The organism is Pseudoxanthomonas sp. GM95, from assembly GCF_900109775.1.
Classification (GTDB): domain Bacteria; phylum Pseudomonadota; class Gammaproteobacteria; order Xanthomonadales; family Xanthomonadaceae; genus Pseudoxanthomonas_A.
This window is the reverse complement of the sequence record NZ_FOAX01000002.1, coordinates 1,486,292-1,508,070: the sequence shown is the minus strand read 5'-3', so window position 1 is coordinate 1,508,070 and position 21,779 is coordinate 1,486,292. Positions and strand designations below refer to the sequence as shown.

General features: G+C 66.8%; 20 protein-coding genes. 5 read left to right on the top strand and 15 right to left on the bottom strand.

Translation table 11 applies throughout. The features are described 5' to 3' along the window. Positions 1-161 precede the first annotated feature (161 nt). Positions 162-1,619 carry an IMP dehydrogenase gene (gene guaB / locus BMZ17_RS14590; RefSeq protein WP_093139339.1) on the bottom strand — a complete coding sequence of 486 codons (1,458 nt, stop codon included), beginning with the start codon at positions 1,617-1,619 and terminating at the stop codon, positions 162-164. 133 nt (positions 1,620-1,752) lie between these two features. Then, entirely contained in the window at positions 1,753-2,628 is an 876-nt protein-coding gene (gene folD / locus BMZ17_RS14585; RefSeq protein ID WP_093139337.1) for a bifunctional methylenetetrahydrofolate dehydrogenase/methenyltetrahydrofolate cyclohydrolase FolD, read from the bottom strand. Between the two features lie 49 nt (positions 2,629-2,677). On the opposite strand from folD, the gene BMZ17_RS14580 reads away from it, so the two are divergent. Together BMZ17_RS14580 and BMZ17_RS14575 are read left to right on the top strand one after the other, a co-directional pair. Then, positions 2,678-2,974: a DUF1244 domain-containing protein gene (locus tag BMZ17_RS14580; RefSeq protein ID WP_093139891.1), complete on the top strand. Its 297-nt coding sequence runs from the start codon at positions 2,678-2,680 to the stop codon at positions 2,972-2,974. 11 nt (positions 2,975-2,985) lie between these two features. After that, a complete protein-coding gene (locus BMZ17_RS14575) occupies positions 2,986-3,774 on the top strand; it encodes an alpha/beta hydrolase (protein WP_175485597.1) in 789 nt (262 codons plus the stop codon). 4 nt (positions 3,775-3,778) lie between these two features. Here the strand turns inward: BMZ17_RS14575 and BMZ17_RS14570 are convergent, their stop codons facing one another. From BMZ17_RS14570 to ndk, 13 genes are all read right to left on the bottom strand, one after another. Further along, positions 3,779-5,176 carry an FAD/NAD(P)-binding protein gene (locus BMZ17_RS14570; RefSeq protein ID WP_093139334.1) on the bottom strand — a complete coding sequence of 466 codons (1,398 nt, stop codon included), beginning with the start codon at positions 5,174-5,176 and terminating at the stop codon, positions 3,779-3,781. Between the two features lie 165 nt (positions 5,177-5,341). Next, entirely contained in the window at positions 5,342-7,189 is a 1,848-nt protein-coding gene (locus tag BMZ17_RS14565; RefSeq protein WP_093139332.1) for a monovalent cation:proton antiporter-2 (CPA2) family protein, read from the bottom strand. A gap of 208 nt (positions 7,190-7,397) precedes the next feature. Beyond that, positions 7,398-7,646 (bottom strand): hypothetical protein, encoded by a 249-nt coding sequence (locus BMZ17_RS14560; RefSeq protein ID WP_093139329.1) that lies wholly within the window; start codon positions 7,644-7,646, stop codon positions 7,398-7,400. Between the two features lie 125 nt (positions 7,647-7,771). Then, positions 7,772-8,044 carry a hypothetical protein gene (locus BMZ17_RS14555; protein ID WP_093139327.1) on the bottom strand — a complete coding sequence of 91 codons (273 nt, stop codon included), beginning with the start codon at positions 8,042-8,044 and terminating at the stop codon, positions 7,772-7,774. Positions 8,045-8,085: 41 nt separating this feature from the next. After that, positions 8,086-9,183, bottom strand: a complete 1,098-nt coding sequence (moeB, locus tag BMZ17_RS14550) for a molybdopterin-synthase adenylyltransferase MoeB (protein WP_093139325.1) — start codon at positions 9,181-9,183, stop codon at positions 8,086-8,088. A gap of 28 nt (positions 9,184-9,211) precedes the next feature. After that, complete coding sequence (gene glp, locus BMZ17_RS14545; RefSeq protein ID WP_093139323.1) at positions 9,212-10,429, bottom strand: molybdopterin molybdotransferase MoeA; 1,218 nt, start codon at positions 10,427-10,429, stop codon at positions 9,212-9,214. A gap of 6 nt (positions 10,430-10,435) precedes the next feature. Then, entirely contained in the window at positions 10,436-11,833 is a 1,398-nt protein-coding gene (gene der / locus BMZ17_RS14540) for a ribosome biogenesis GTPase Der (protein WP_093139320.1), read from the bottom strand. A 161-nt stretch (positions 11,834-11,994) separates the two neighbouring features. Continuing rightward, positions 11,995-13,182: an outer membrane protein assembly factor BamB gene (gene bamB, locus BMZ17_RS14535; RefSeq protein ID WP_093139318.1), complete on the bottom strand. Its 1,188-nt coding sequence runs from the start codon at positions 13,180-13,182 to the stop codon at positions 11,995-11,997. Further along, the gene (locus BMZ17_RS14530; RefSeq protein ID WP_093139316.1) at positions 13,182-13,820 is read right to left on the bottom strand and encodes a YfgM family protein; all 639 of its coding nucleotides are present in this window, start codon (positions 13,818-13,820) and stop codon (positions 13,182-13,184) included. Before BMZ17_RS14530 ends, bamB begins: the two co-directional genes overlap by 1 nt. A gap of 61 nt (positions 13,821-13,881) precedes the next feature. Next, complete coding sequence (locus BMZ17_RS14525; RefSeq protein WP_254775308.1) at positions 13,882-14,745, bottom strand: RodZ domain-containing protein; 864 nt, start codon at positions 14,743-14,745, stop codon at positions 13,882-13,884. Positions 14,746-14,756: 11 nt separating this feature from the next. Beyond that, positions 14,757-15,575 carry a type IV pilus biogenesis/stability protein PilW gene (gene pilW, locus BMZ17_RS14520; protein WP_093139311.1) on the bottom strand — a complete coding sequence of 273 codons (819 nt, stop codon included), beginning with the start codon at positions 15,573-15,575 and terminating at the stop codon, positions 14,757-14,759. Then, the gene (rlmN, locus tag BMZ17_RS14515; protein WP_254775344.1) at positions 15,562-16,764 is read right to left on the bottom strand and encodes a dual-specificity RNA methyltransferase RlmN; all 1,203 of its coding nucleotides are present in this window, start codon (positions 16,762-16,764) and stop codon (positions 15,562-15,564) included. Before rlmN ends, pilW begins: the two co-directional genes overlap by 14 nt. A gap of 21 nt (positions 16,765-16,785) precedes the next feature. Next, positions 16,786-17,211 (bottom strand): nucleoside-diphosphate kinase, encoded by a 426-nt coding sequence (ndk, locus tag BMZ17_RS14510; protein WP_093139306.1) that lies wholly within the window; start codon positions 17,209-17,211, stop codon positions 16,786-16,788. A gap of 218 nt (positions 17,212-17,429) precedes the next feature. Here ndk and BMZ17_RS14505 point away from each other — a divergent pair, with 218 nt between their 5' ends. The 3 genes from BMZ17_RS14505 to BMZ17_RS14495 all read left to right on the top strand — a co-directional run bounded on the left by BMZ17_RS14505 (position 17,430) and on the right by BMZ17_RS14495 (position 21,768). Further along, entirely contained in the window at positions 17,430-18,065 is a 636-nt protein-coding gene (locus BMZ17_RS14505) for a TetR/AcrR family transcriptional regulator (RefSeq protein ID WP_093139303.1), read from the top strand. Between the two features lie 28 nt (positions 18,066-18,093). Beyond that, a complete protein-coding gene (locus BMZ17_RS14500; RefSeq protein ID WP_093139300.1) occupies positions 18,094-20,466 on the top strand; it encodes a 3-hydroxyacyl-CoA dehydrogenase/enoyl-CoA hydratase family protein in 2,373 nt (790 codons plus the stop codon). A gap of 93 nt (positions 20,467-20,559) precedes the next feature. Continuing rightward, positions 20,560-21,768, top strand: coding sequence for an acetyl-CoA C-acyltransferase (locus BMZ17_RS14495; RefSeq protein ID WP_093139298.1), 1,209 nt, complete (start codon positions 20,560-20,562; stop codon positions 21,766-21,768). Positions 21,769-21,779 lie beyond the last annotated feature (11 nt).

The following is a 21,779-nucleotide window of genomic DNA, read 5'->3' as shown; positions in this document are numbered from 1 at the left end:
CGGATAAGACAACGCGCGCCACCTTGAAGATGCACGCGCGCCATTTCGATTCCATCTTGGCCGCCATCCTGGCGAGACATTCCGTGCTTTGGAACGTCCGGCCCGGCCGTCCTTGGCCGGGTGTTCGCAACGCGCGAGGCAGGCCTCGCAAGCGTGCCGGCTTACCCCGCCCGATAGTTCGGCGGTTCCTTGGTGATCTGCACGTCGTGGACGTGGCTCTCGCGCTGGCCGGCGCCGGTGATCTTCACGAACTGCGGCTTGTTGCGCATGTCCTCGACCGTGGCGCAGCCCACGTAGCCCATCGTGGCGCGCAAGCCGCCAACCAGCTGGTGGATGATGCCGCCGACCGAACCGCGATACGGCACGCGGCCTTCGATGCCTTCCGGGACCAGCTTGTCGGCGTCGGAGGCGTCCTGGAAGTAGCGGTCCTTGGAGCCCTTCTCCATCGCCGCCAGCGAACCCATGCCGCGGTAGCTCTTGTAGCTGCGGCCCTGGAACAGCTCGACCTCGCCCGGGGCTTCCTCGGTGCCGGCCAGCAGGCCGCCGATCATCACCGTGGACGCACCGGCGGCCAGTGCCTTGCCGATATCGCCCGAATAGCGGATGCCACCGTCGGCGATCAGCGGGATGCGGTCCTGCAGCGCCTCGGCCACCATGTTGACGGCGGTGATCTGCGGTACGCCCACGCCAGCGACTACGCGCGTGGTGCAGATCGAGCCCGGGCCCACGCCAACCTTGACCGCATCGGCACCGGCATCCATCAGCGCCAGTGCGGCGTCGCCGGTGACGATGTTGCCGCCGATCACCTGGATCTGCGGATAGGTCTTTTTGACCCAATTGACCCGGTCCAGCACGCCCTGCGAATGGCCATGGGCGGTGTCGACGATGATCACGTCCACACCGGCGGCAGCCAGCGCTTCGACGCGCTGCTCGGTGTCGCCACCGACGCCGACCGCGGCACCGGCCAGCAGGCGGCTGGTGGCGTCCTTGGCGGCGTTGGGGCTGTCGGACTTCTTCTGGATGTCCTTGACCGTAATCAGGCCGCGCAGGTGGAAGCTGTCGTTGACCACCAGGATCTTTTCAATGCGGTGCTTGTGCAGCAGCTCCAGCACTTCCTCGTCGCTGGCGCCTTCGCGCACGGTCACCAGGCGATCCTTCTTGGTCATGATGTGGCTGACCGGATCGTCGAGCTTCTTCTCGAAACGCATGTCGCGACTGGTGACGATGCCGACCAGCTGGCCGCCATCCACCACCGGCACGCCGGAGATGTTGCGGGCGCGGGTGAGCTTGAGGACTTCGGCGATCGTGGTGTCCGGGCCCACGGTGAACGGCTCGGTGATTACGCCGGATTCGAACTTCTTGACCCGGGCGACTTCGGCGGCCTGTTCGGCCACGGTCAGGTTCTTGTGGATGATGCCGATGCCGCCGAGCTGGGCCATGGTCACGGCCAGGCGGTGCTCGGTGACGGTATCCATGGCGGCCGAGAGGATCGGCAGTTTCAGGCGCAGGTCGCGGGTCAGCCGGGTTTCCAGGCTGACGTCCTTGGGCAGGACGATCGAGTGGGCGGGGACGAGGGAAACGTCGTCGTACGTCAGTGCTTCAGCCAGGATGCGGAGCATCGGCCACCTAACCGGTTCTGAGGAAGCGCGACATTCTACCGCACTGCGGCGGGCTTTTCCTCAGCACGGAACTGGAATGCAGCGTTGGATGCGGCCGAAGGTGACCGCTTCGGCCCGCCAGGCGGGCCCCTGTTCAGCCGGCGTCGCTGGCGTCGGCCGCTTCCAGCGTGTTCTGCATCAGGGTGGCCACGGTCATCGGGCCCACGCCGCCGGGGACCGGGGTGATCCAACTGGCCCGCTCGGCGGCAGCTTCGAAGCCCACGTCGCCGGTCAGGCGGCCGTCTTCCAGGCGGTTGATGCCCACGTCGATCACCACCGCGCCAGGTTTGACCCATTCGCCGGGAATCAGGTGCGGGCGGCCGACGGCCACCACCAGGATGTCGGCGTCGCGCACGCGCGCTTCCAGCACGTCGGCCGGGGTGAACTTGTGGCAGCTGGTCACCGTACAACCGGCGATCAGCAGTTCCAGCGCCATCGGCCGGCCGACATGGTTGGACACGCCGACAATCGTGGCGTTGCGGCCACGCACCGGCTGGTCGGTATGACCCAGCAGGGTCACGATGCCGCGCGGCGTGCACGGGCGCAGGCCGAATTCGCGCAGGGCCAGGTGGCCGACGTTTTCCGGGTGGAAACCGTCCACGTCCTTGCGCGGATCGATCCGGTGGATCAGCCGGCGCGCGTCCGGGATCCCCGGCAGCGGCAGCTGGACCAGGATGCCGTGGACCTTGGGATCGGCGTTGAGCTGGTCGATCAGGTCCAGCAGCTGGGCCTCGGTGGTGCCGGCCGGCATGTCGTAGTCGAACGCCTCGATGCCCACCTTCTCGGCCGCGCGACGCTTGTTGCGCACGTACACGGTGCTGGCGGGGTCACCGCCGACCAGCACCACCGCCAGTCCCGGGCGCGCCTTGCCGGCGTCCACGCGCGCATCGACCCGCTGCTTGAGCTGGTCCAGGAGATCCTCGGCGATGCGGCGGCCATCAAGGATGCGGGCGGGGGCGGAAGCGGTCATCGAGGCGCGGTGTAGAGTTCGTGGCTCCGTATTGTCCCTGATTGCCACGATGACCGACACCACGCCGTTCGAAGCCGCCGCCTTCCGCCGCCTGCTACAGCACCTCAATGTCGAGCGACGCGACGTGCAGAACATCGACCTGATGATCCTGGCTGGCTTTTGCCGCAACTGCCTGTCGGACTGGTACCGCGAAGCAGCCGAAGCCGCCGGCACACCGATGACCAAGGACCAGGCGCGCGAAACGGTTTACGGCATGCCCTTCGCCGAATGGAAGGCCAAGCACCAGGCCGAGGCCACGCCCGAACAGCTGGCCGCCTTTGCCGCCGCGCAGAAGCTGCACGGCTGAGCCACCCGCCGATGCGGTTGCTGTTGGTGACCTTCGCGCTGATCGTGCTGGGCTATGGCGCGCTGTGCGCGCTGGTGTTTTTCAAACAGCGCAGCCTGATCTTCTACCCGCAGTTCACCACGGTGACACCGCGCAGCGACGACCTGCAGCTGGTGAGCGAGGGCGTGACTTTGCGCGGACGCGTGCTCAATCCGGGCCAATCGCGCGCCCTGCTCTACTTCGGCGGCAATGCCGAGCGGGTGCAGGATTCAGCCGATGCACTGGCGCGCGCGTTCCCGCGGCACACGATCTACCTGCTGGCCTATCGCGGCTATGGCGCCAGTGGCGGCACGCCCTCGCAAGACGCGCTGTTCGGTGATGCCTTGGCTCTCTACGACCACGTGCGCCAGCAACAGCCTGACGCGGTCGTGGATGTAATCGGCCGCAGCCTCGGCAGTGGCGTGGCCGCGTATGTCGCCGGCCAGCGCGCCGTGCCGCACCTGGTGCTGGTGACGCCGTTCGATTCGCTGGTGCACGTCGGCCAGCTACATTACCCGTGGCTGCCGGCACGCTGGCTCATGCGTGAGCGCTTCGATTCGGCCAGAAATCTTGCAAGCCACCGCGGCCTGACGCTGGTACTGCGCGCCGGCCGCGATACGGTGGTGCCGGCGGCGGCCACCGCTGCCTTGGTGGCGAGCCTGCCCGCCGCGCGGCGCGAGGTGGTCGACTTCGCGCAGGACGACCACATCAGTCTCTCGGCCGCGTCGAGTTACTGGCCGACGATGGCGACCTTCATCGACCGACCCACGCCGACGTTTTGAGCGATCAGCCGGCCTCGCGCAGCGCCGCGTCGTCGGTTGCATGCCCACGCCCTGCCCGCGCCTGCTGCGACAGCAGGCGTGCGGCCAGCGTGCGCGCGGCGGTACGCAGTTCGGGCACCGCGGTGATCTCCCAGAGCTGACCGCGCAGCAGCGGCCCCAGGCAGTACAGGCCGGTGACCGGCGTGCCGAAGGGATCGCGCAGCTGCAGGTGGTGATCGGCATCCACGCCCAAGCCCAGCGGGTCTGCGCCGAGCAGGCCCGAATCGCGCAGCGTCGCCACCAGCGGATGGCTGGTGCGCTCGATGTCGGTATCCAGCCCGGTGGCGCGGATCACCACGTCGAAGTGGCCGAGCCAGGTGCTTTCGCCGCCGCGCGGGCGGATCAACGCCTCCACGTCGTGCACGCCCAAACGCGCACGCAGCAGGCGCCCCGAAAGCACGCGCAGCTGGCCCGAGGCCTGCATCGCCTGGACCTGTTTGGACACTGCCGGCGCGACGCGGTGCCGCATCGCCTCCCAGTGCGAACGCAGATGGCGCAGGAAGCGCGCGCGTGCCGCCTGATCCAACCCGCGCCAGAACGGCTGCAGGTGCGGGCGCAGCGCATCGACCACGCGGCGCCAGTCATCGACAACGGTGGAGAGCTGGCGCAGCGTGCGCACCAGGGTGCGCAAGTCGTGATCGCGCAGCGCCTGCAGCACGCCGGGTGGCAGTTCCAGCGGTGCGCCCGGCACCTCCAGATGCGCTTGCGGCAGGAAGCCGTGCCGCGACAGCGCAGTGATCGGACCACGGTGATCGCGCTGGCGCAGCGTGACCGCGACATCGGCCATGGTCAGGCCGGCGCCGACGATCAGCAGTCGCGCGCCGGGCGGAATCCTGTCGATCGCCCCGTCCTGCCACGGCCAGCCGATGTAGCGCGGATCCACCGCCAGGCGCGGACCAACGCCCGCCAGGCGCTGCGGCGGCAGCGCGCCGACGGTCAGCACCACCACGTCGCTGAAGAAATCCTCGCCGTTGGCCAGCAGCACGCGGAAGCCGCCCGGCACGCGATCCACGCCGATGGCCTCCTCCTCGATCCGGGCAAAGCCGCTGGCGCTTTCGGTGGCCTGCTGCAGATGCGACTGCAGGTATTCGCCATACGCCAGGCGCGGCAGGAACGCCATGCGCCCGCGTTCCCCCAGTGCCAGCGTATCGGCGAACCCGGTCGGTGCCTGCGCATCGGCACCCAGGTCTTTGGCACGCACGTTGAGCACATGTTCCGGTCGCGCCGCGCCGTAGGCAACGCCGCGGCCAAAGGTCTCGGGCTGCCCGACCAGGGTGACGCGCGTGTCCGGGCCACCTTGGCGCAGCAGTTCGACGGCCAGCGTGCTGCCGCAGAAGCCGGCGCCGATCAGGGTGATCTGCATAGGAACGTTTCCTCTCTCCAGGGGAGGAGCGAGTTCACCCTGCCCGCGCGCGCCGTGCGTAAAGGACTGGTTAGGCGCCGCAGATCGGATCGCTACGGCGCGCCATGACCTCATGCCGCACGGTCATGACCTGGCGTGACCCGCCGCACGTTGCCGGCCGCAGGCTCAGGCGCCGCGGGTTTCGGCCGGCGCTTCTTCCAGGTTGATCGGGCTGGAAGGATTGAGCACCTGGCTCTCGCGGCGCGGCACGGTGAACGGCGTCGGCGTGGCTGGCGGGGTGTTGCCGATGATTAGTGGGCGGCCCGCCCGTATGTCGCCCGCAGCCACTTCCAAGTCGAAGCGCTCGCCGTCCAGGCGCCGTACTTCATCGGCACTGCGTGCGGCTTCGTCTTCGTCCACGCCCAGCTCGACCAGCGCGGCCTGGCCGAACAGCACCGCCGATTCGAAGGTCTCGCGGATCTGGTAATCCACGCCCGCCTTGACCAAAGACAGCGAATGCTCGCGGTCGAACGAGCGCGCCAGCACCTTGGCCTGCGGGAATTCGCTCTGCACCAGCTCGACGATCTGGCTGGTCACCGCGCGATTGTCCGTGCAGATCGCGATCGCCCGCGCCGTGGCCGCGCCGGAGGCATGCAGCACGTCCAGCCGGGTGCCGTCGCCGAAGAAGATCTTGAAGCCGAATTCGCCGGCGCTCTGGATCATGTCGATGTCGTTGTCGATGATGGTCACATCGATATCGCGCGCCAGCAGCGACTGGCTCATGACCTGGCCGAAGCGGCCGAAGCCGATGATCAACACGCTGCCGCTCTGGTCGTGGACTTCCTCGACGCCTTCCATCGAGGCGCTGGTCTTGGGCATGACGCGCCGCGCGCCGATCACCACCAGCGGCGTCAGCGCCATCGACAGCACCACGATGGCGGTCATGTTGGCGCTGACCGTCGCATCGATCAGGCCCGCAGTCGCCGCAGCGGCATAGAGCACGAAGGCGAACTCGCCGCCCTGCGCCATCAGCACGGCGCGGTCCAGCGCTTCGCCATGTGAGCTGCGGGTCAGGCGTGCGATGGCGTAGATGCACAGCGCCTTGGTGATCATCATCGCGATGACCATGGCGAACACCAGCTTCCAGTTGTTGGCGACCACGGCCAGGTCCAGCGACATACCCACGCTGAGGAAGAACAGGCCCAGCAGGATGCCGCGGAACGGCTCGATGTCCGCTTCGATCTGGTGGCGGAAGGTGGACTCGGACAGCAGCACGCCGGCCAGGAACGCGCCCATCGCCATCGACAGCCCGCCCAGCTGCATCACCAGCGCCGCGCCCAGCACCACCAGCAGCGCGGCGGCGGTCATGACCTCGCGCGCCTTGGCCCGCGCCAGCAGGCGGAACAGCGGATTGAGCAACCAGATGCCGGCAGCGATCAGGCCGGCCAAGCTGGCGATGCCCACGCCGATCGATGCCCAGCGCGAATGTTCACCGCCTTCGGCCGGCAGTGGCGACAGGAACGCGATCAAGGCCAGCAGCGGCACGATCAGCAGGTCTTCGAACAACAGCACCGACACGATTTTCTGCCCGCGCGGCAGGGCGATGTCGCCGCGTTCGCCCAGCAGCTGCATGACGATGGCGGTGGAGGTCAGCACGAAGCCCGCTGCACCGACGAACGCCACCGCACCGTGCAATCCGAAAGCCAGGCCCACGCCGGTCAACGCCGCCGTACAGAGTGCGATCTGCAGCGTGCCCAGGCCGAAGATCTGGCGGCGCAGGCTCCAGAGATGCGAAGGCCGCATCTCCAGCCCAATCAGAAACAGGAACAGCACCACGCCCAGCTCGGCGGTGTGCAGGATCGATTGCGGATCGGTAAACCACTTCAGCCCGAACGGGCCGATCGCCAGACCACCGGCCAAGTAGCCGAGCACCGAGCCCAGGCCCAGCCGGCGAAACAACGGGACGGCGACCACCGCGGCGCCCAGCAGGGCGACGACGCTGATCAATTCACTCGATTGGGAGACGGCACTCATGGCAGGGAGTGTAGCCACGCGCTGTGCATCGTGGACCATCGCGCGACGGAAATGCATCGCGCGTATCGCTGTGTTTCGCCCAGATCAGCATCACGCGAACATCAACCGCTATGCGAACGAGGCTTGACCGCACAGATGTGCAAGACATCGACACGCCAGCGGACGAAGGCGCGCCATCAACGTTGTTGCAAACCTCGGAGATGTCGCGTCAGCGGCGCCCCACGCGTGTCAGCGCCCATGCCGCCGCCACGGGCACCACGTAGAGCAGCAGCTGGATCGGCGCTTCTTCCTGCAACGAATAGCCATGTGCCAGCCCGGTACGCAGATTCCACAGCACCGCCAGCAACCACACCCCGGTGAAGGCCCAAGCACCCTTGCTGCGATGCTTCGGCGGCAGACGGAAAACAGCGCCGGTGGCGATCAGCAGGCCGGCGAGGATCAGGATCAGGGTGCGCATGGAGTTTCCGCCAGCCGGGCAATGGGCAGGTGCATATAAATTAACGCACAGGCCGACGCGCAGGATTGCACGGTTGGTGTTGTGGGCAGCTCAAGCAGTGGTCCCGAAGGCCAATTCACTCAGGCTTACGGCACCAGTAGCCAGAGCGTGCAGAGAAAAATCAGGCCAACCAGGCTCCCCGCAGCGAGCGGAAGTAGCGATGACCTGACCGATCTAGACAAAAACCAAGCGAGAGCCGACATCGCAGCAGCCATGACAATGAGCACGGCAGATACTGATCCCACGGCGTCTCCCTCGACGCTGTCCAGGGAGATAAACACCACGCCAAGCATGGAGCACACCATCGCGAGGAGCCGCGCGCCTTCTATGGCGTCTCTTCGATTGAAGAACTTGTGCATCCGGTCGGGAATCAGTTGTCAGATGGGGGCGGCGGCTCGCCTCACCCCTTTGGATGTGCGTTGCAAATGGGACATTCGGGATCAACCGCTAACCGCAGTTCGTGGAAGCGCATCGACAAGGCATCGAAGTTCAGCAGCCGTCCCGCCAGCGACTCGCCGATGCCCAGCAGCAGCTTGATCGCCTCGGTGGCCTGCAGCAGGCCGATCACGCCGGGCAGCACGCCGAGCACGCCGGCCTCGGCGCAGTTCTGGGCCAGGCCGGCAGGCGGCGGCGAAGGGAACAGGCAGCGATAGCAAGGTGCCTGCCCGCGACGACGACCCGCATCGAACACGCTGACCTGGCCTTCGAACTGTTGGACCGCACCGTAGACCAGCGGCTTGTCCAGGCGCACGCATGCATCGTTGAGCAGATAGCGCGTGGCGAAGTTGTCGGCGCCATCGATGACCACATCCACGCCGTCGAGCAGCGCGTCGACGTTGTCGGCCGTGACGCGCCGGGCGATGGGCTCGACCACGACACCGGGATTGAGCGCGGCCAGCGCCAGCGCGGCTGAGTTCACTTTCGGCGTGCCGATGCGGGCCTCGCTGTGCAGGATCTGGCGCTGCAGGTTGCTGCGTTCGACCACATCGTCATCGGTGATGCGCAGCGTGCCGACGCCGGCGGCGGCCAGGTAATACGCGGCCGGCGACCCCAGCCCGCCGGCGCCGACCAGCAGCACGCGCGCCGCGCGCAGGCGTTGCTGCCCTGCTTCGCCGACCTGCGGCAGGCGCAGCTGGCGCGAATAGCGTTCGACATAGTCGGTGCGCGACGCATCCAGCGTGGGCCTGAGCACCGGCAGGCCGTCGTCAATCCAGCGGGCCGTGCCGCCTTCAACCGAAGCCACATGCCGATAGCCGGCTTCGACCAGCGCCTGGGCCACCGCCAGCGAGCGCCCGCCGACCTGGCAGATCAAAACAACCTCACGCGCAGGATCTGGCAGCTGCGCGGCCGGGTTGGATTCCAGCGCGGCGCGGGCGATGCCCAGCGCGCCTTCGGCCTGGCCGTCGGCGCGCTCGTACTCCTCGCGCACGTCGATCAACAGTGCGCCGGCACGTTGCCGTGCGCGCGCCTGGGCCGGAGTGAGAAGTTCAACGCTCATGCGCTCAAGTATCGCGCCGACGGCGTGCTCAGTACGGCAACACCGTGACCGGCGTACCCGCCGCGTAGGCGCGTTCACCGGCGTCGAGCACGATCAGCGCATCGCTGTCGGCCGCGCCACGCAGTTGATGCGAAGCCTCGGCCGGGTTCGGCTCGACCAGCAGCACGCCGTCTTCGCTGCTGCGCAGGCGGCCGCGCAGGAATTCCAGCCGCTCATGCGGCTTGTTCCAGTCGCTGGCCAGGCGCGCAGTAAAGCGTGGTCGCGGCTCCGCCCTACCCTGCAGCGCGTCCAGCAGCGGCCGGCCCAGCGCCAGGAAGGTCGCCAGCACCGAGACGGGATTGCCCGGCAGGCCCAGCATCAGCGCCTGGTCGAGCGCGCCGAACAGCACCGGCATGCCGGGCTTCATCCGCACCTTCCAGAAATGCACTTCACCGTGGGCCTGCAGCAGGCCGGGCAGCAGGTCCTTTTCGCCCGCCGAGACCCCGCCGGCGGTGATCACCACATCAAACGCACCGGCGGCATCGCGCAGCGCGGTTTCCACGCGCTGCGGATCGTCGGGCAGGCGCGGCCAGGCGACCGGCTCCAGGCCGAGCTGGCGCAGCAGACCCATCAGCAGATCGCGATTGCTGTCGTAGATCTGGCCCGGTTGCAGCGGCATGCCCGGCTCGGCCAGCTCGTCACCGGTGGAGAACACCGCCACGGTCGGCTTCGGAGAAATGGCGAGATCGGCCTGGCCCAAGGCAGCGGCCAGCGAGATCCGCGCCGGCGTCAGCACCTGGCCAGCGTCCAGCACCTGCGTGCCGGCCTGCACGTCCTCGCCCGCGCGGCGGATGTCATGACCGGCGCGAATGCCGGCCGGCACGGTAACCAGGTCACCGTCGCGCGCAGCGTTTTCCTTCATCACCACGGCATCGGCGCCCGCAGGCAACGGCGCGCCGGTGGTGATGCGCGCGCACTGGCCTGGCTGCAGCACCAAGCCGACGTCCAGGCCTGCGAACTGCTCGCCGACCAGCGTCAGTGTGGTCGGCGCATCGGCCGACAAGTCGGCGCTGCGGACGGCAAAGCCATCCATGCGGCTGTTATCGAACGGCGGCAGCGGGAACTCGGCCGTCACCGCCTGCGCCAGCACGCGGCCATCGACGCGCTGGATCGCCAGTCTCTGCGATGACGGGCGGCGCGCCGCACCGACCCGCGTGATGATCTCCAGCGCCTGGGCGTAATCGATCCGGGTCGGGAAGTCGGACACGCGGAATCAGCGTCCCTTGACGTGCTTGATCAGGCGCTTCTTCTTGGCGATCTGGCGCTCGGTCAAGACGTTCTTCTTGCCTTCATATGGGTTGGAGCCTTCGCGGAACAGGAACCGCACCGGCGTGCCGACCAGCTTGAAGCGCTTGCGGAAGAAGTTTTCCAGGTAACGCTTGTACGACTCCGGCAGTACCTTCAGGCGCGTGCCGTGGACGATGAAGGTCGGCGGGTTCTCGCCGCCCGGATGCACGTAGCGCAGCTTGGAGACGTGGCCGCGGATGCTCGGCGGCGGGTTGGTCTCGTAGGCGATCTCCAGCGCGGTATTGACCTCACTGGTGCTGAATACCTTGGTCGCCGAGGCGTGCGCGCGATGCACGGCCTTGAATAGCTCGCGCATGCCCGAACCGTGCTTGGCCGAGATACGCACGTTTTCGGCCCACTCGACGAAGTTGAGCTTGCGCACCAGCAGCGCTTCGGCCTGCTGGCGCTGGTATTCGGTCAGGCCATCCCACTTGTTGACGGCCACGACCAGCGCACGGCCTGCGTCCAGGATCGCGCCCAGCACGTTGGCGTCCTGGTCGGTCACACCTTCAGTCGCGTCCAGCAGCAGCACCGCGACCTGGCATTGCTCGATGGCCTGCAGCGTCTTGATGATGGAGAACTTTTCGACCACGTCGTCGACGCGGCCCTTGCGGCGCACGCCGGCCGTATCGACCAGGCGGTAGAGCTTGCCGTCGCGCTCCATGTCCACGGCGACCGAGTCACGCGTGGTGCCCGGCACTTCGGAGGCGATCATGCGTTCTTCGCCCAGCAGGCGATTGACCAGGGTCGACTTGCCGACGTTGGGGCGGCCGACGAAGGCGATGCGGACGCGATTGGGATCGTTGTCCAGCAGTTCGCCGGCGCCCTGCTCGGGCTTGCGCTCCTGCACCAGCTCCAGCAAGTCATCCAGACCCTGGCGATGCGAGGCCGACAGCGTCAGCACATCGGAAAAGCCGTAGCGCGAGAATTCGGCCCGCGCGTTGTCCTCATCGACGCCATCGATCTTGTTGAGCACCAGCACGGTCGGCCGGGCCGCCTTGCGCAGCCAGCCGAGGATGTCGTCGTCCAGTGCCGAGGCGCCCTCGCGCGCGTCGACGATGAACAGCACCAGGTCCGCTTCGGAAGCGGCTGCACGGGACTGGCGCGCGGTGGCGCCGGACAGGCCTTCCTCGTCGCCGGCGATACCGCCGGTATCGACGAGCATGAAGGGGTTTTCCGGATCCAGGCGGCACACGCCGTAGTTGCGATCACGGGTCACGCCGGGCTCGTCGTGCACCAGCGCATCGCGGGTGCGCGTGAGCGCATTGAACAGCGTGGACTTGCCCACGTTGGGGCGGCCCACCAGGGCGACGAGAGGGAGCATGTGAACCAGGACCGAGAAGACGTGAAACGACAAGGGCGCCAGTGTCTATGCCCTTCGGAAAAACCGGTTCGGGGCGTCAACAGGCGCGTCGGAGCGGCACAGGATACGAAAACGGGGAGCCGGACGCATGTTCCGGCTCCCCGTGGGTTCGCAGACCTGACTTACTTGATGCGGAAAGCGGTCAGCTTGCCGTCGGTGTTCTGCACGACCAGCACGCCATCGGCGACGATCGGCTGGGCGCGGATCGGGTCGCCGCCAGCGCGTTCACGCGCGACGATCTCGCCGTTGTCCATCCGCAGCCAGTGGAGGTAGCCGTCGAAATCGCCGACCACGGCGTAGTCGCCCTGCACCACCGGGGCGGTCAGCGAGCGACGCAGCAGCTTCTGGTTGGACCACAGCGAACCACCGCTGCTCTTGTCCAGCGACCACACCGCACCGTTCTTGTCCGACAGCACCAGGCTGGACGGACCCATGCCCAGGCCAGCGACGCCGCCGTTGTCGCGGTTCCACAGCGGACGACCGCTGGGGCCGTCGATGGCGATGGTGGCGTTCTTGTAGCTGGAGGCGTACAGCGTGGTGCCGTCCAAAACCGGGGCGCCGTCGACGTCGGCCATGCGTTCCAGTTCGGTACGACCTTCCGGCTGGCCGACGGTCTGATCCCACAGGTCGTGGCCGTCGTTGAGCGCCAGGGCGCTCATCGTGCCGTCGTCGTTGCCGACGAAGACCATGCCCGGACCCAGGGTGACCGGACCATTGCCGCGCACGATCAGCGCCGGCTGCTCGCGATTCCAGAACCAGCGGCGGACGCCGTCGGTGACCTGGTAGCACAGCACCTGGCCGTCGTTAGCGTGCACCAGCACGTTGCCCTGGCCGATGACCGGCGGGGCGATGACTTCGTTGCTGGCCTTGGCGGTCCACTTCTCGTCGCCGGTAGCCGGATCGAGCGCAATGACCTTGCCGTTGAGCGTGCCGACCACGACCAGGCCTTCGCCTGCGCCGACGGCCGAGACACGGTCTTCCTTCATCTTCTTGTGCCACAGCTCCTTGCCGGTCTGCAGGTCCAGCGCCTTGACGCCGCCCTCGATCGCCGCCGCGTAGACGTGGCCATCCATCACCGCCGGACCCTGGTGCGTGCCGAGCAGCTGCTCGCCGTCGCCGGCACTGGCCGACCACAGCTTGTCGATCTCGACGCTATTCTTGAGCTTGTCCAGCGGCAGCGGCTCGGTGGCGGCCTTCTCGGCGGCCTTCTTGTCGTCGGTGAACCAGCCCTTGACCGTCGTGCAGCCGGACAGCACGGCGACCAGCGCAACCACCACGGCGGCGCGCTTCATGTTGACAACCACATTCATCAGTTCGACTCCGCGAGCCCGGGCACTGTTCCGCCGGCATTGGTAAGTTTGACTTCCACCAGGCGGCGCTGCGGCGAGGCAACGTCCAGGCTGGTCAGAGCCTTGAGATAGGTGTCGCGTGCTTCATCGCGCTTGCCGGTCAGGGCCAGTGCGTCGCCACGGGCTTCCAGGGCCGAGGAGCTGTCATAGCTGGCCAGCAGCTTGATCGCCTCGTCGGGCTTGCCGGTCGCATTGAGCAGGCGTGCGGCGTGCAGATCGGCATACGGCTTCATCGCCGAACCGGCCGGCAGCGACTTCAACGTCGCCAGGGCTGCATCGTTCTGATTGGCCTTGACCTGCGCCTGGGCCAGCTGCAGCGCGGCCAGCTGGGCATAGACCGAATCCCCATCTTTCTGCAGCGCGGTGACCTTGGACTGGGCGTCCTTCAGGTCGGTGCCGCTGATGGATTTCACGGCCGCCGCGTAGGCGCCGTAGCCGGCCTGGGCCTGCTGGTCCTGATGCTGGCCCCACCACTTCCATCCAAAAATCAGCGCCAGTCCGAGCGCGATACCGCCGATCAGGCCGGCGCCGTTGTTCTTCAGCCAGTTGCGGACGCGCTCACTCTGTTCGTGCTCGTCCAGCAGGTCATCGATTGCCATGCGTACTCTCGCCCCACATGGATGCGGGGTCATCTAATTGCGACAGGTGGACCCTCGCGGGTCAGTCCTGAACCGGCGCGAGTGATCCGTCGGAGGATACCGCAAAGCGTGCCACGTTGGCCCGCTGATACGGCGTCAGGTCCACCGTACTCCCGCCTTGCTGAACCTGAACCGCGGTCGCATTGCCCAGTTTGATGCGGGCCACTTGACCTGCCTGGAAGCTACGTTCCTGGCCGGCCTTGAGCAGCCCGCGCTCGATACTCTGGCCTTGCGGACCTTCGATATCGACCCAGCTTTCGCCGGTGAAGGCGAGCTTGAGCACGGCGGCAGGTTCGGCCGCAGCGACTGGCTCACGGGTCAGGCGCGGCGCCATTGATGCGGTAATGGGCGCGTTGTCGGGTTCGGGCGGCGTCTGCACCGGCATGGTGGTCACGGCCGCAGGCGCGGCGCCATCCGACGAGGCCGGCGCCGGGGCTGCCTTGGGCAGCACATCCAGCGACGCAGTCTTGAGGACGCGCTGACCCTCTCCGTTGGACAGCACCAGCCAGGCCGGGATGCCAAAGAAGCACAAGGTGATCACCACGTACACGGCACGACGCGAGACGCTTTCGAACAGGCGCTGGTAACGCGGCGTGTGGGTGTGGCTGACCAGTTCGACCGGCCGCACGGCCTGCAGCGTGGACTGTTCCAGGTAATCATCCACGCTGACATTGAGCAGCTTGGCGTAGCTGCGCAGGTGGCCGCGCACGAACACCGGTGCGCCCAGCTGTTGCCAGTGCCCGGACTCGATCGCCTCGACCACGCGGGTAGGCACCTTGAGCCGGCTGGCGGCCTGCTGCAGCGTCATTCCCTGCTGCTCGCGGGCCTGGCGCAGAACCGCGCCGGTTTCCGTCTGCTGCCCGCTTTCGGGCGCGGAGTGGGTCATGTTCCGATCCATCATGGCCTTGCACTATCCCCGGGACTTGCCGCAGTGGCATTCGGGAACTCCGCCCGCTGCCGCTGTCGATATTTCTCGGCGGCTGCCATGTCGCCGAGCTTGGTTTCAATGTCAACTGCAAGTTGTAACACGCCTGCATCCACAGGTGCAGCCGTCAACCTGCGCTCGATGAAGGCCCGCGCGTCCATGTAGTGGCCGAGCCGGTACTCGTTGCGCGCCATCGACACCAGCGCATACGCGTTCTTGGGATCCAGGGCCAGCGCCTTGCGCAGGTCCGACTCGACCCGCTCGTACTGTCCGGTCTGCAGCGCGCAACCGCCGGCGTTGGCCAGCGCAGCCGTCGGATTGTTGTACCCCGGTGCAGCAATAGCGCGGTCGAACCAGACCAGTGCCTCGGCCGGAAAGCCGTTCGCGCACAGCCACGCACCATAGTTGTTCAGCATTCCGCCGTCCTGCGGCGACAGCTCGGCGGCCTTGCGATAATCATCGCCTGCAGCCTTGGCCTGGCCACGACGGTCGGCCACGATCGCCAGCAGCGTGTAGGCCGCTGCGGAAGATGGATTGAGCTTGAGCGCCTTGGATGCCTCGCGCTCGGCCGTCTCCAGATCGCCGACGCGCAGGCGCTGCTCGGCCAGCCCCAGACTGTTGCGCTCTTCCAAGCGCTCCTGGGTGGCCTTGCTGTCGCGGACATCATATTCGGTGCGCGGTACATCGATCGCTTTCATGCCGCCCTTCGGACGGATGAAGGTCAGCCGCGAGCACGCCGTTCCCAGCATGATCACCGCCAGCAGGACCAGCGTGACCTTATGCGGCCGCATCACCGAGCCCCTGCTCCCGCAGCTGCCGGTTGAACTCGGCCTGGCGCCGGGTTCGGTCCATGACTTGGCCCTTGAGCTGGCCGCAGGCCGCGTCGATGTCGTCGCCGCGCGTGCGGCGGACCATCGTCAGCACCTGCTGGTCCAGCAGGATCTTCTGGAAGGCGCGGATGTCCGCATCCTCCGAGCGCTCATAGCGCGTGCCTGGGAACGGATTGAAGGGGATCAGGTTGACCTTGCCGGCCTCGCGCGACTGCATCTGGTTGCCGAACTGGCGCATCAAGCGCGCCAGCGAACGTGCGTGTTGCGGCTGGTCGTTGACGCCCTTCATCAACGTGTATTCGAACGTGATCGAATCGCGCTTCGGGCTGGCCTTGAGATAGCGCGCGCAGGCGTCCATCAGCTGCGCGACCGGATACTTCTTGTTGAGCGGCACCAGCTCGGTCCGGAGCGCGTCGTCTGCTGCGTGCAACGAGACCGCCAGCGACACATCGCTCTCGGTGGACAGGCGATCGATCATCGGCACCATGCCGGCGGTCGACAGCGTCACGCGCTTGCTGGCCAGGCCGTAACCCAGGTCGTCGCGCATCACGCTCATGGCACGCACGACGTTGTCGAAATTGGCCAGCGGCTCGCCCATGCCCATCATCACCACGTTGGTGAGACGACGGATCTGTGCCGGTACGTTGCCCAGATGGCGTGCGGCCACCCAGACCTGGCCGATGATTTCGGCCGTCGAAAGATTGCGGTTGAACCCCTGCGTGGCGGTCGAGCAGAACTGGCAGTTCAGCGCGCAACCGACCTGCGAGGACACGCACAGCGTGCCGCGGGTTTTATCCGGGATATAGACCGTTTCGATGGCGTTCTTGCCATCGGCACCCATCGACAGCAGCCACTTGTGGGTGCCGTCGGTGGACGGTTTGTCGAACACGATGTTCGGGACGATGACCTCGGCATGCTGCTGCAGCTTGGCGCGCAGGGCCTTGCCGAGGTCCGTCATATCGTCGAAGTCGGTGACGTAGCGGTGGTGGATCCACTTCATCACCTGATGGGCGCGGTAGCGCTTCTCGCCGAGAGTGTCCTCGAAGAAACGCTCCAGCCCGCCGCGATCGAGATCGAGCAGGTTCTGCTTGCGCACCGGTGCCACGGCGATCGGATCGCCTGGGTTGGTGACGCTTGGAATCGACACGATCTCGTTCACGGCAGTGTGACCTCAGCGCGAAACCACTTCAGTGGCAGCGAACCAGTACGCCACTTCGATCGCCGCATTCTCCAGCGAGTCCGAGCCGTGGGCGGCATTGGCATCGATCGAGTCGGCGAAGTCGGCGCGGATGGTGCCGGGCGCGGCGTCCTTCGGATTGGTGGCGCCCAGCAGGTCGCGGTGGGCCAGCACGGCGTTCTCGCCTTCCAGCGCCTGGATCATCACCGGGCCGGAGATCATGAAATCGACCAGCGCGTTGAAGAACGGACGCTCGGCGTGCACGGCGTAGAAGCCTTCGGCTTCGCGGCGCGAGAGCTGCTTGTACTTGGCCGCAACGACCTTCAGGCCGGCCTTTTCGAAGCGGGCGTAGATCTCACCGATGACGTTCTTGGCGACGGCGTCGGGCTTGATGATGGACAGGGTGCGCTCCAGCGCCATGGGGTCTTCTCCGAAGGGCGGGCCACTGATGGACCCGAGGTTACATGAAAAAACCCGCGTGGGGACGCGGGCTTAGGTTTGATTGCTGCGTAAATTCTAACGTATCACCCGAAGCGATGCAGCCCCCGGCCGCACTCGGTTTTGCGGCGATGCAGCATGACTTGGGTGTTGCGCGAGCGCAGACTCAATCAAGCGTTTGATTTATCCGATTTGAGACCATGGCCAACGGCACCCAGTTCTCCACCAAGGACCGCATCCTCGGCGCTGCCGAAGAGCTGTTTGCCCTGCACGGGTTCGCCGGCACCTCGCTGCGGCGGGTCACCACGCGCGCCGACGTCAACATCGCCGCGGTCAACTACCACTTCGGTTCCAAGGAAAACCTGGTCAACGAGGTGTTCCGCCGGCGCATGGACGTCATGACCACCGCCCGCCTCGGCCAGCTGGAGACCGCGTTGCGCGAGCATCCGGGCCAACTGGAACAGGTCCTCGCGGCATTCGTGGAACCCGCACTGGCGCTGGCGCAGGACGGTCAAGGCGGCGGCGCCTTCGTGCGCGTGATCGCGCGGGCCTACGCGGAGAAGAACGACAACCTGCGCAAGTTCCTTTCCGACCATTACGGGCATGTGCTGCGCGACTTCGGCAAGGCCATTGCCGAGTGCCTGCCCGCATTGAGCAAGGAAGAGCTGTACTGGCGTCTGGACTTCCTGGCCGGCGCGCTGACCTACGCCATGGCCGACTTCGGCCTGATCAAGCGTCCCGCCGGTGTCACCGAGGCGGCGCATCGTGAGCGCGCCGCACGCGAACTCATCCGTTTTGCCGAGGCCGGCCTGCGCGCCGGCTCGGTCGACTCCTGATTTCAACCAAAACAAAGGGTTGCAAGTTATGTCTGAGAAATTACTTGTGCGGCGCGCCGCAGTACTTGGTGCAGGCGTCATGGGCGCGCAGATCGCCGCGCACCTGACCAATGCCGGCGTGGACACGGTGCTGTTCGACCTGCCCGCCAAAGAGGGCACCGCCGACGGCATCGTGCTCAAGGCGATCGCCAACCTGGGCAAGCTCTCGCCCGCCCCGCTCGCCGGCAAGGGCCTGGCCGAGGCCATTACCCCGGCCAACTATGAGTCCGGCCTGGACCAGCTGCGCGATTGCGACCTGATCATCGAGGCCATCGCCGAACGGATGGACTGGAAGCAGGACCTCTACAAGAAGATCGCCCCGTTCGTGGCCGAGCATGCCGTGCTGGCTTCCAACACCTCGGGCCTGGGCATCAACAAGCTGGCCGACGTGCTGCCCGAGCAGCTGCGCCACCGCTTCTGCGGCGTGCACTTCTTCAATCCACCGCGCTACATGCACCTGGCCGAACTGATTCCGGCCAAGACCACCGACAAGGCCGTGCTGGATGGCCTGGAAACCTTCCTGGTCACCACCCTGGGCAAGGGCGTGGTGTACGCCAAGGACACGCCGAACTTCATCGGCAACCGCATCGGCGTGTTTTCGATCCTGTCCACGATCCACCACACGGCCGAATCTGGCCTGGGGTTTGACGAAGTCGATGCACTGACCGGCCCGCTGGTCGGCCGCCCGAAGTCGGCGACCTATCGCACCTCCGACGTGGTTGGCCTGGACACCATGGCCCACGTCATCAAGACCATGGGCGACACCCTGCCCGACGACCCGTGGCACCAGTACTTCAAGTCGCCCAAGTGGCTGGATGCGCTGATCGCCAAGGGCGCGCTGGGCCAGAAGGTCGGCGCCGGCATCTTCCGCAAGGTCGGCAAGGACATCGTGGTCCTGGACCTGGAGAAGCAGGACTACCGTCCCGCAGACCGCGCCGCCGCACCGGAAGTCGTCGAAATCCTGAAGATCAAGAACCCGGCCGAAAAATTCGCCAAGCTGCGCGAAAGCCAGCACCCGCAGGCGCAGTTCGTGTGGGCGACCTTCCGCGACCTGTTCCATTACAGCGCCTACCACCTGGCCGACATCGCCGAGACCGCGCGCGACGTGGACCTGGCCATCCGCTGGGGCTACGGCTGGTCGCTGGGGCCGTTCGAAACCTGGCAGGCCGCCGGCTGGAAGCAGGTCGCGCAGTGGATCGCCGATGACATCGTCGCCGGCAAGACCATGTCCAGCGCGCCGCTGCCGGACTGGGTGTTCGACGGCCGCGACGGTGTCCACGCCGCCGAAGGCTCCTACAGCCCGATGCAGAACGCCAAGCTGCCGCGCTCGTCGCTGCCGGTGTACAAGCGCCAGCGCTTCCCCGATCCGCTGCTGGGCGAGCAGTTCGCGCAGGGCGAGGCCGTGTTCGAGAACGACGGCGTGCGGATGTGGCACGACGGCGATGACGTGGCCGTGGTCAGCTTCAAGACCAAGATGAACACCGTCTCCGACCAAGTGCTCGATGGCCTGCAGGAAGTGGTCAGCCGCGCCGAGAAGGACTTCAAGGGCCTGGTGATCTGGCAGCAGAAGGAGCCCTTCTCCGCCGGTGCCGACCTGGCTGGTGCGCTCGGCCTGCTGCAGGCCGGCAAGGTCGATGCGTTCGAGGCAATGGTCGCCAACTTCCAGGCCACCAGCCAGCGCATCAAGTATTCGCTGGTGCCCGTGGTCGCGGCGGTGCGCGGCCTGGCGCTGGGCGGCGGCTGCGAGTTCCAGATGCACAGCGCCAAGACCGTGGCCGGGCTGGAGAGCTACATCGGCCTGGTCGAAGCCGGCGTCGGCCTGCTGCCGGCCGGCGGCGGCCTGAAGGAGCTGGCGGTGCGCGCCTCCGAGGCTGCAGGCCCGGGCGGCGACGTATTCGCCGAGCTGAAGAAGACCTTCGAGACCATCGCCATGGCCAAGGTCTCGACCTCGGCGGTCAACGCCAAGGAATTGGGACTCCTGCGCCCGACCGACAAGGTGGTCTTCAACGCCTACGAATCGCTCTACATCGCCAAGAACGAAGCCGCCGCCCTGGCCGACAGCGGCTATCGCCCGCCGATGCCCGCGCGTCGCATCCAGGTGGCCGGCGACGTCGGCATCGCCACCTTCAAGATGCTGCTGGTCAACATGCTGGAAGGCCGCTTCATCAGCGAGTACGACTACGAAATCGCCACCCGCATCGCCACCGTGCTGTGCGGCGGCGAGGTGGACCGTGGCGCGCTGGTGGACGAGGAATGGCTGCTCAAGCTGGAGCGGCGCCACTTCGTCGAGCTGGCCCAGCAGGAAAAGACCCAGGCGCGCATCGGCCACATGCTCAAGACCGGCAAGCCGCTGCGTAACTGACCCAGGGCGCAGGCCTGCTACTGGCGGCCTGCCCTCCTCCTTCGCGTTACCGGTTGCCCCAAGGCAGCCGGCCACTTTTCAGGACCCACTGAAATGAGCAAGCAGATCCAAGAAGCCTATATCGTCGCTGCCACCCGTACCCCGGTCGGCAAGGCGCCCAAGGGCGTGTTTCGTAATACCCGGCCCGACGACATGCTGGCGCACGTGCTGAAGGCGGTCGTGGCCCAGGCGCCGGGCATCGACACCAGCCGCATCGACGACGCCATCATCGGCTGCGCTATGCCCGAGGGCGAGCAAGGCATGAACGTGGCGCGCATCGCCGTGCTGCTGGCCGGCCTGCCCGACGTGATCGCCGCGCAGACCATCAACCGCTTCTGCTCGTCCGGCCTGCAGGCCGTGGCGCTGGCGGCCGACCAGATCCGCCTGGGCAACGCTGACCTGATGCTGGCCGGCGGCACCGAGTCGATGTCGATGGTGCCGATGATGGGCAACAAGGTCGCCTTGAGCCCGTCAGTTTTCCGCGACGACCACGTCGCGATTGCCTACGGCATGGGCATCACCGCCGAGAAGGTCGCCGAGGAATGGAAGGTCTCGCGCGAGGATCAGGACGCGTTCGCACTGGCCTCGCACCAGAAGGCCATTGCCGCGATCCAGGCCGGTGAGTTCAAGTCCGAAATTACCCCGTACGAGCTCCACTCCTACCAGCCCAACCTGGCCGACGGCAACACGATTGCGCTGCGCAAGCTGCTGGTCGAACACGACGAAGGTCCGCGCCCGGATTCGTCGATCGAAGGCTTGGCCAAGCTGCGCCCGGTGTTCCGCAACGGCCAGTTCGGCGGCAGTGTCACCGCGGGCAATTCCTCGCAGATGAGCGACGGCGCTGGCGCGGTGTTGCTGGCCTCCGAGCAGGCGATCAAGGATTACGGCCTGACCCCACTGGCCCGCTTCGTCAGCTTCTCCGTTGCGGGCGTGCGTCCGGAAGTGATGGGCATCGGCCCCATCGCCGCGATTCCCAAGGCGCTCAAACAGGCCGGCCTGACCAAGGACCAGTTGGACTGGATCGAGCTCAACGAGGCCTTCGCGGCGCAGTCGCTGGCGGTGATCCGCGACAGCGAGCTGGATCCGTCCAAGATCAATCCGCTGGGCGGCGCGATCGCCCTGGGCCATCCGCTGGGTGCCACCGGCGCGATCCGCACGGCCACGCTGGTCCACGGCCTGCGCCGTCGCCAGCAGAAGTACGGCATGGTGACGATGTGCATCGGTACCGGTATGGGCGCGGCGGGCATCTTCGAAGCGCTCTGAGTTTCAGCGTT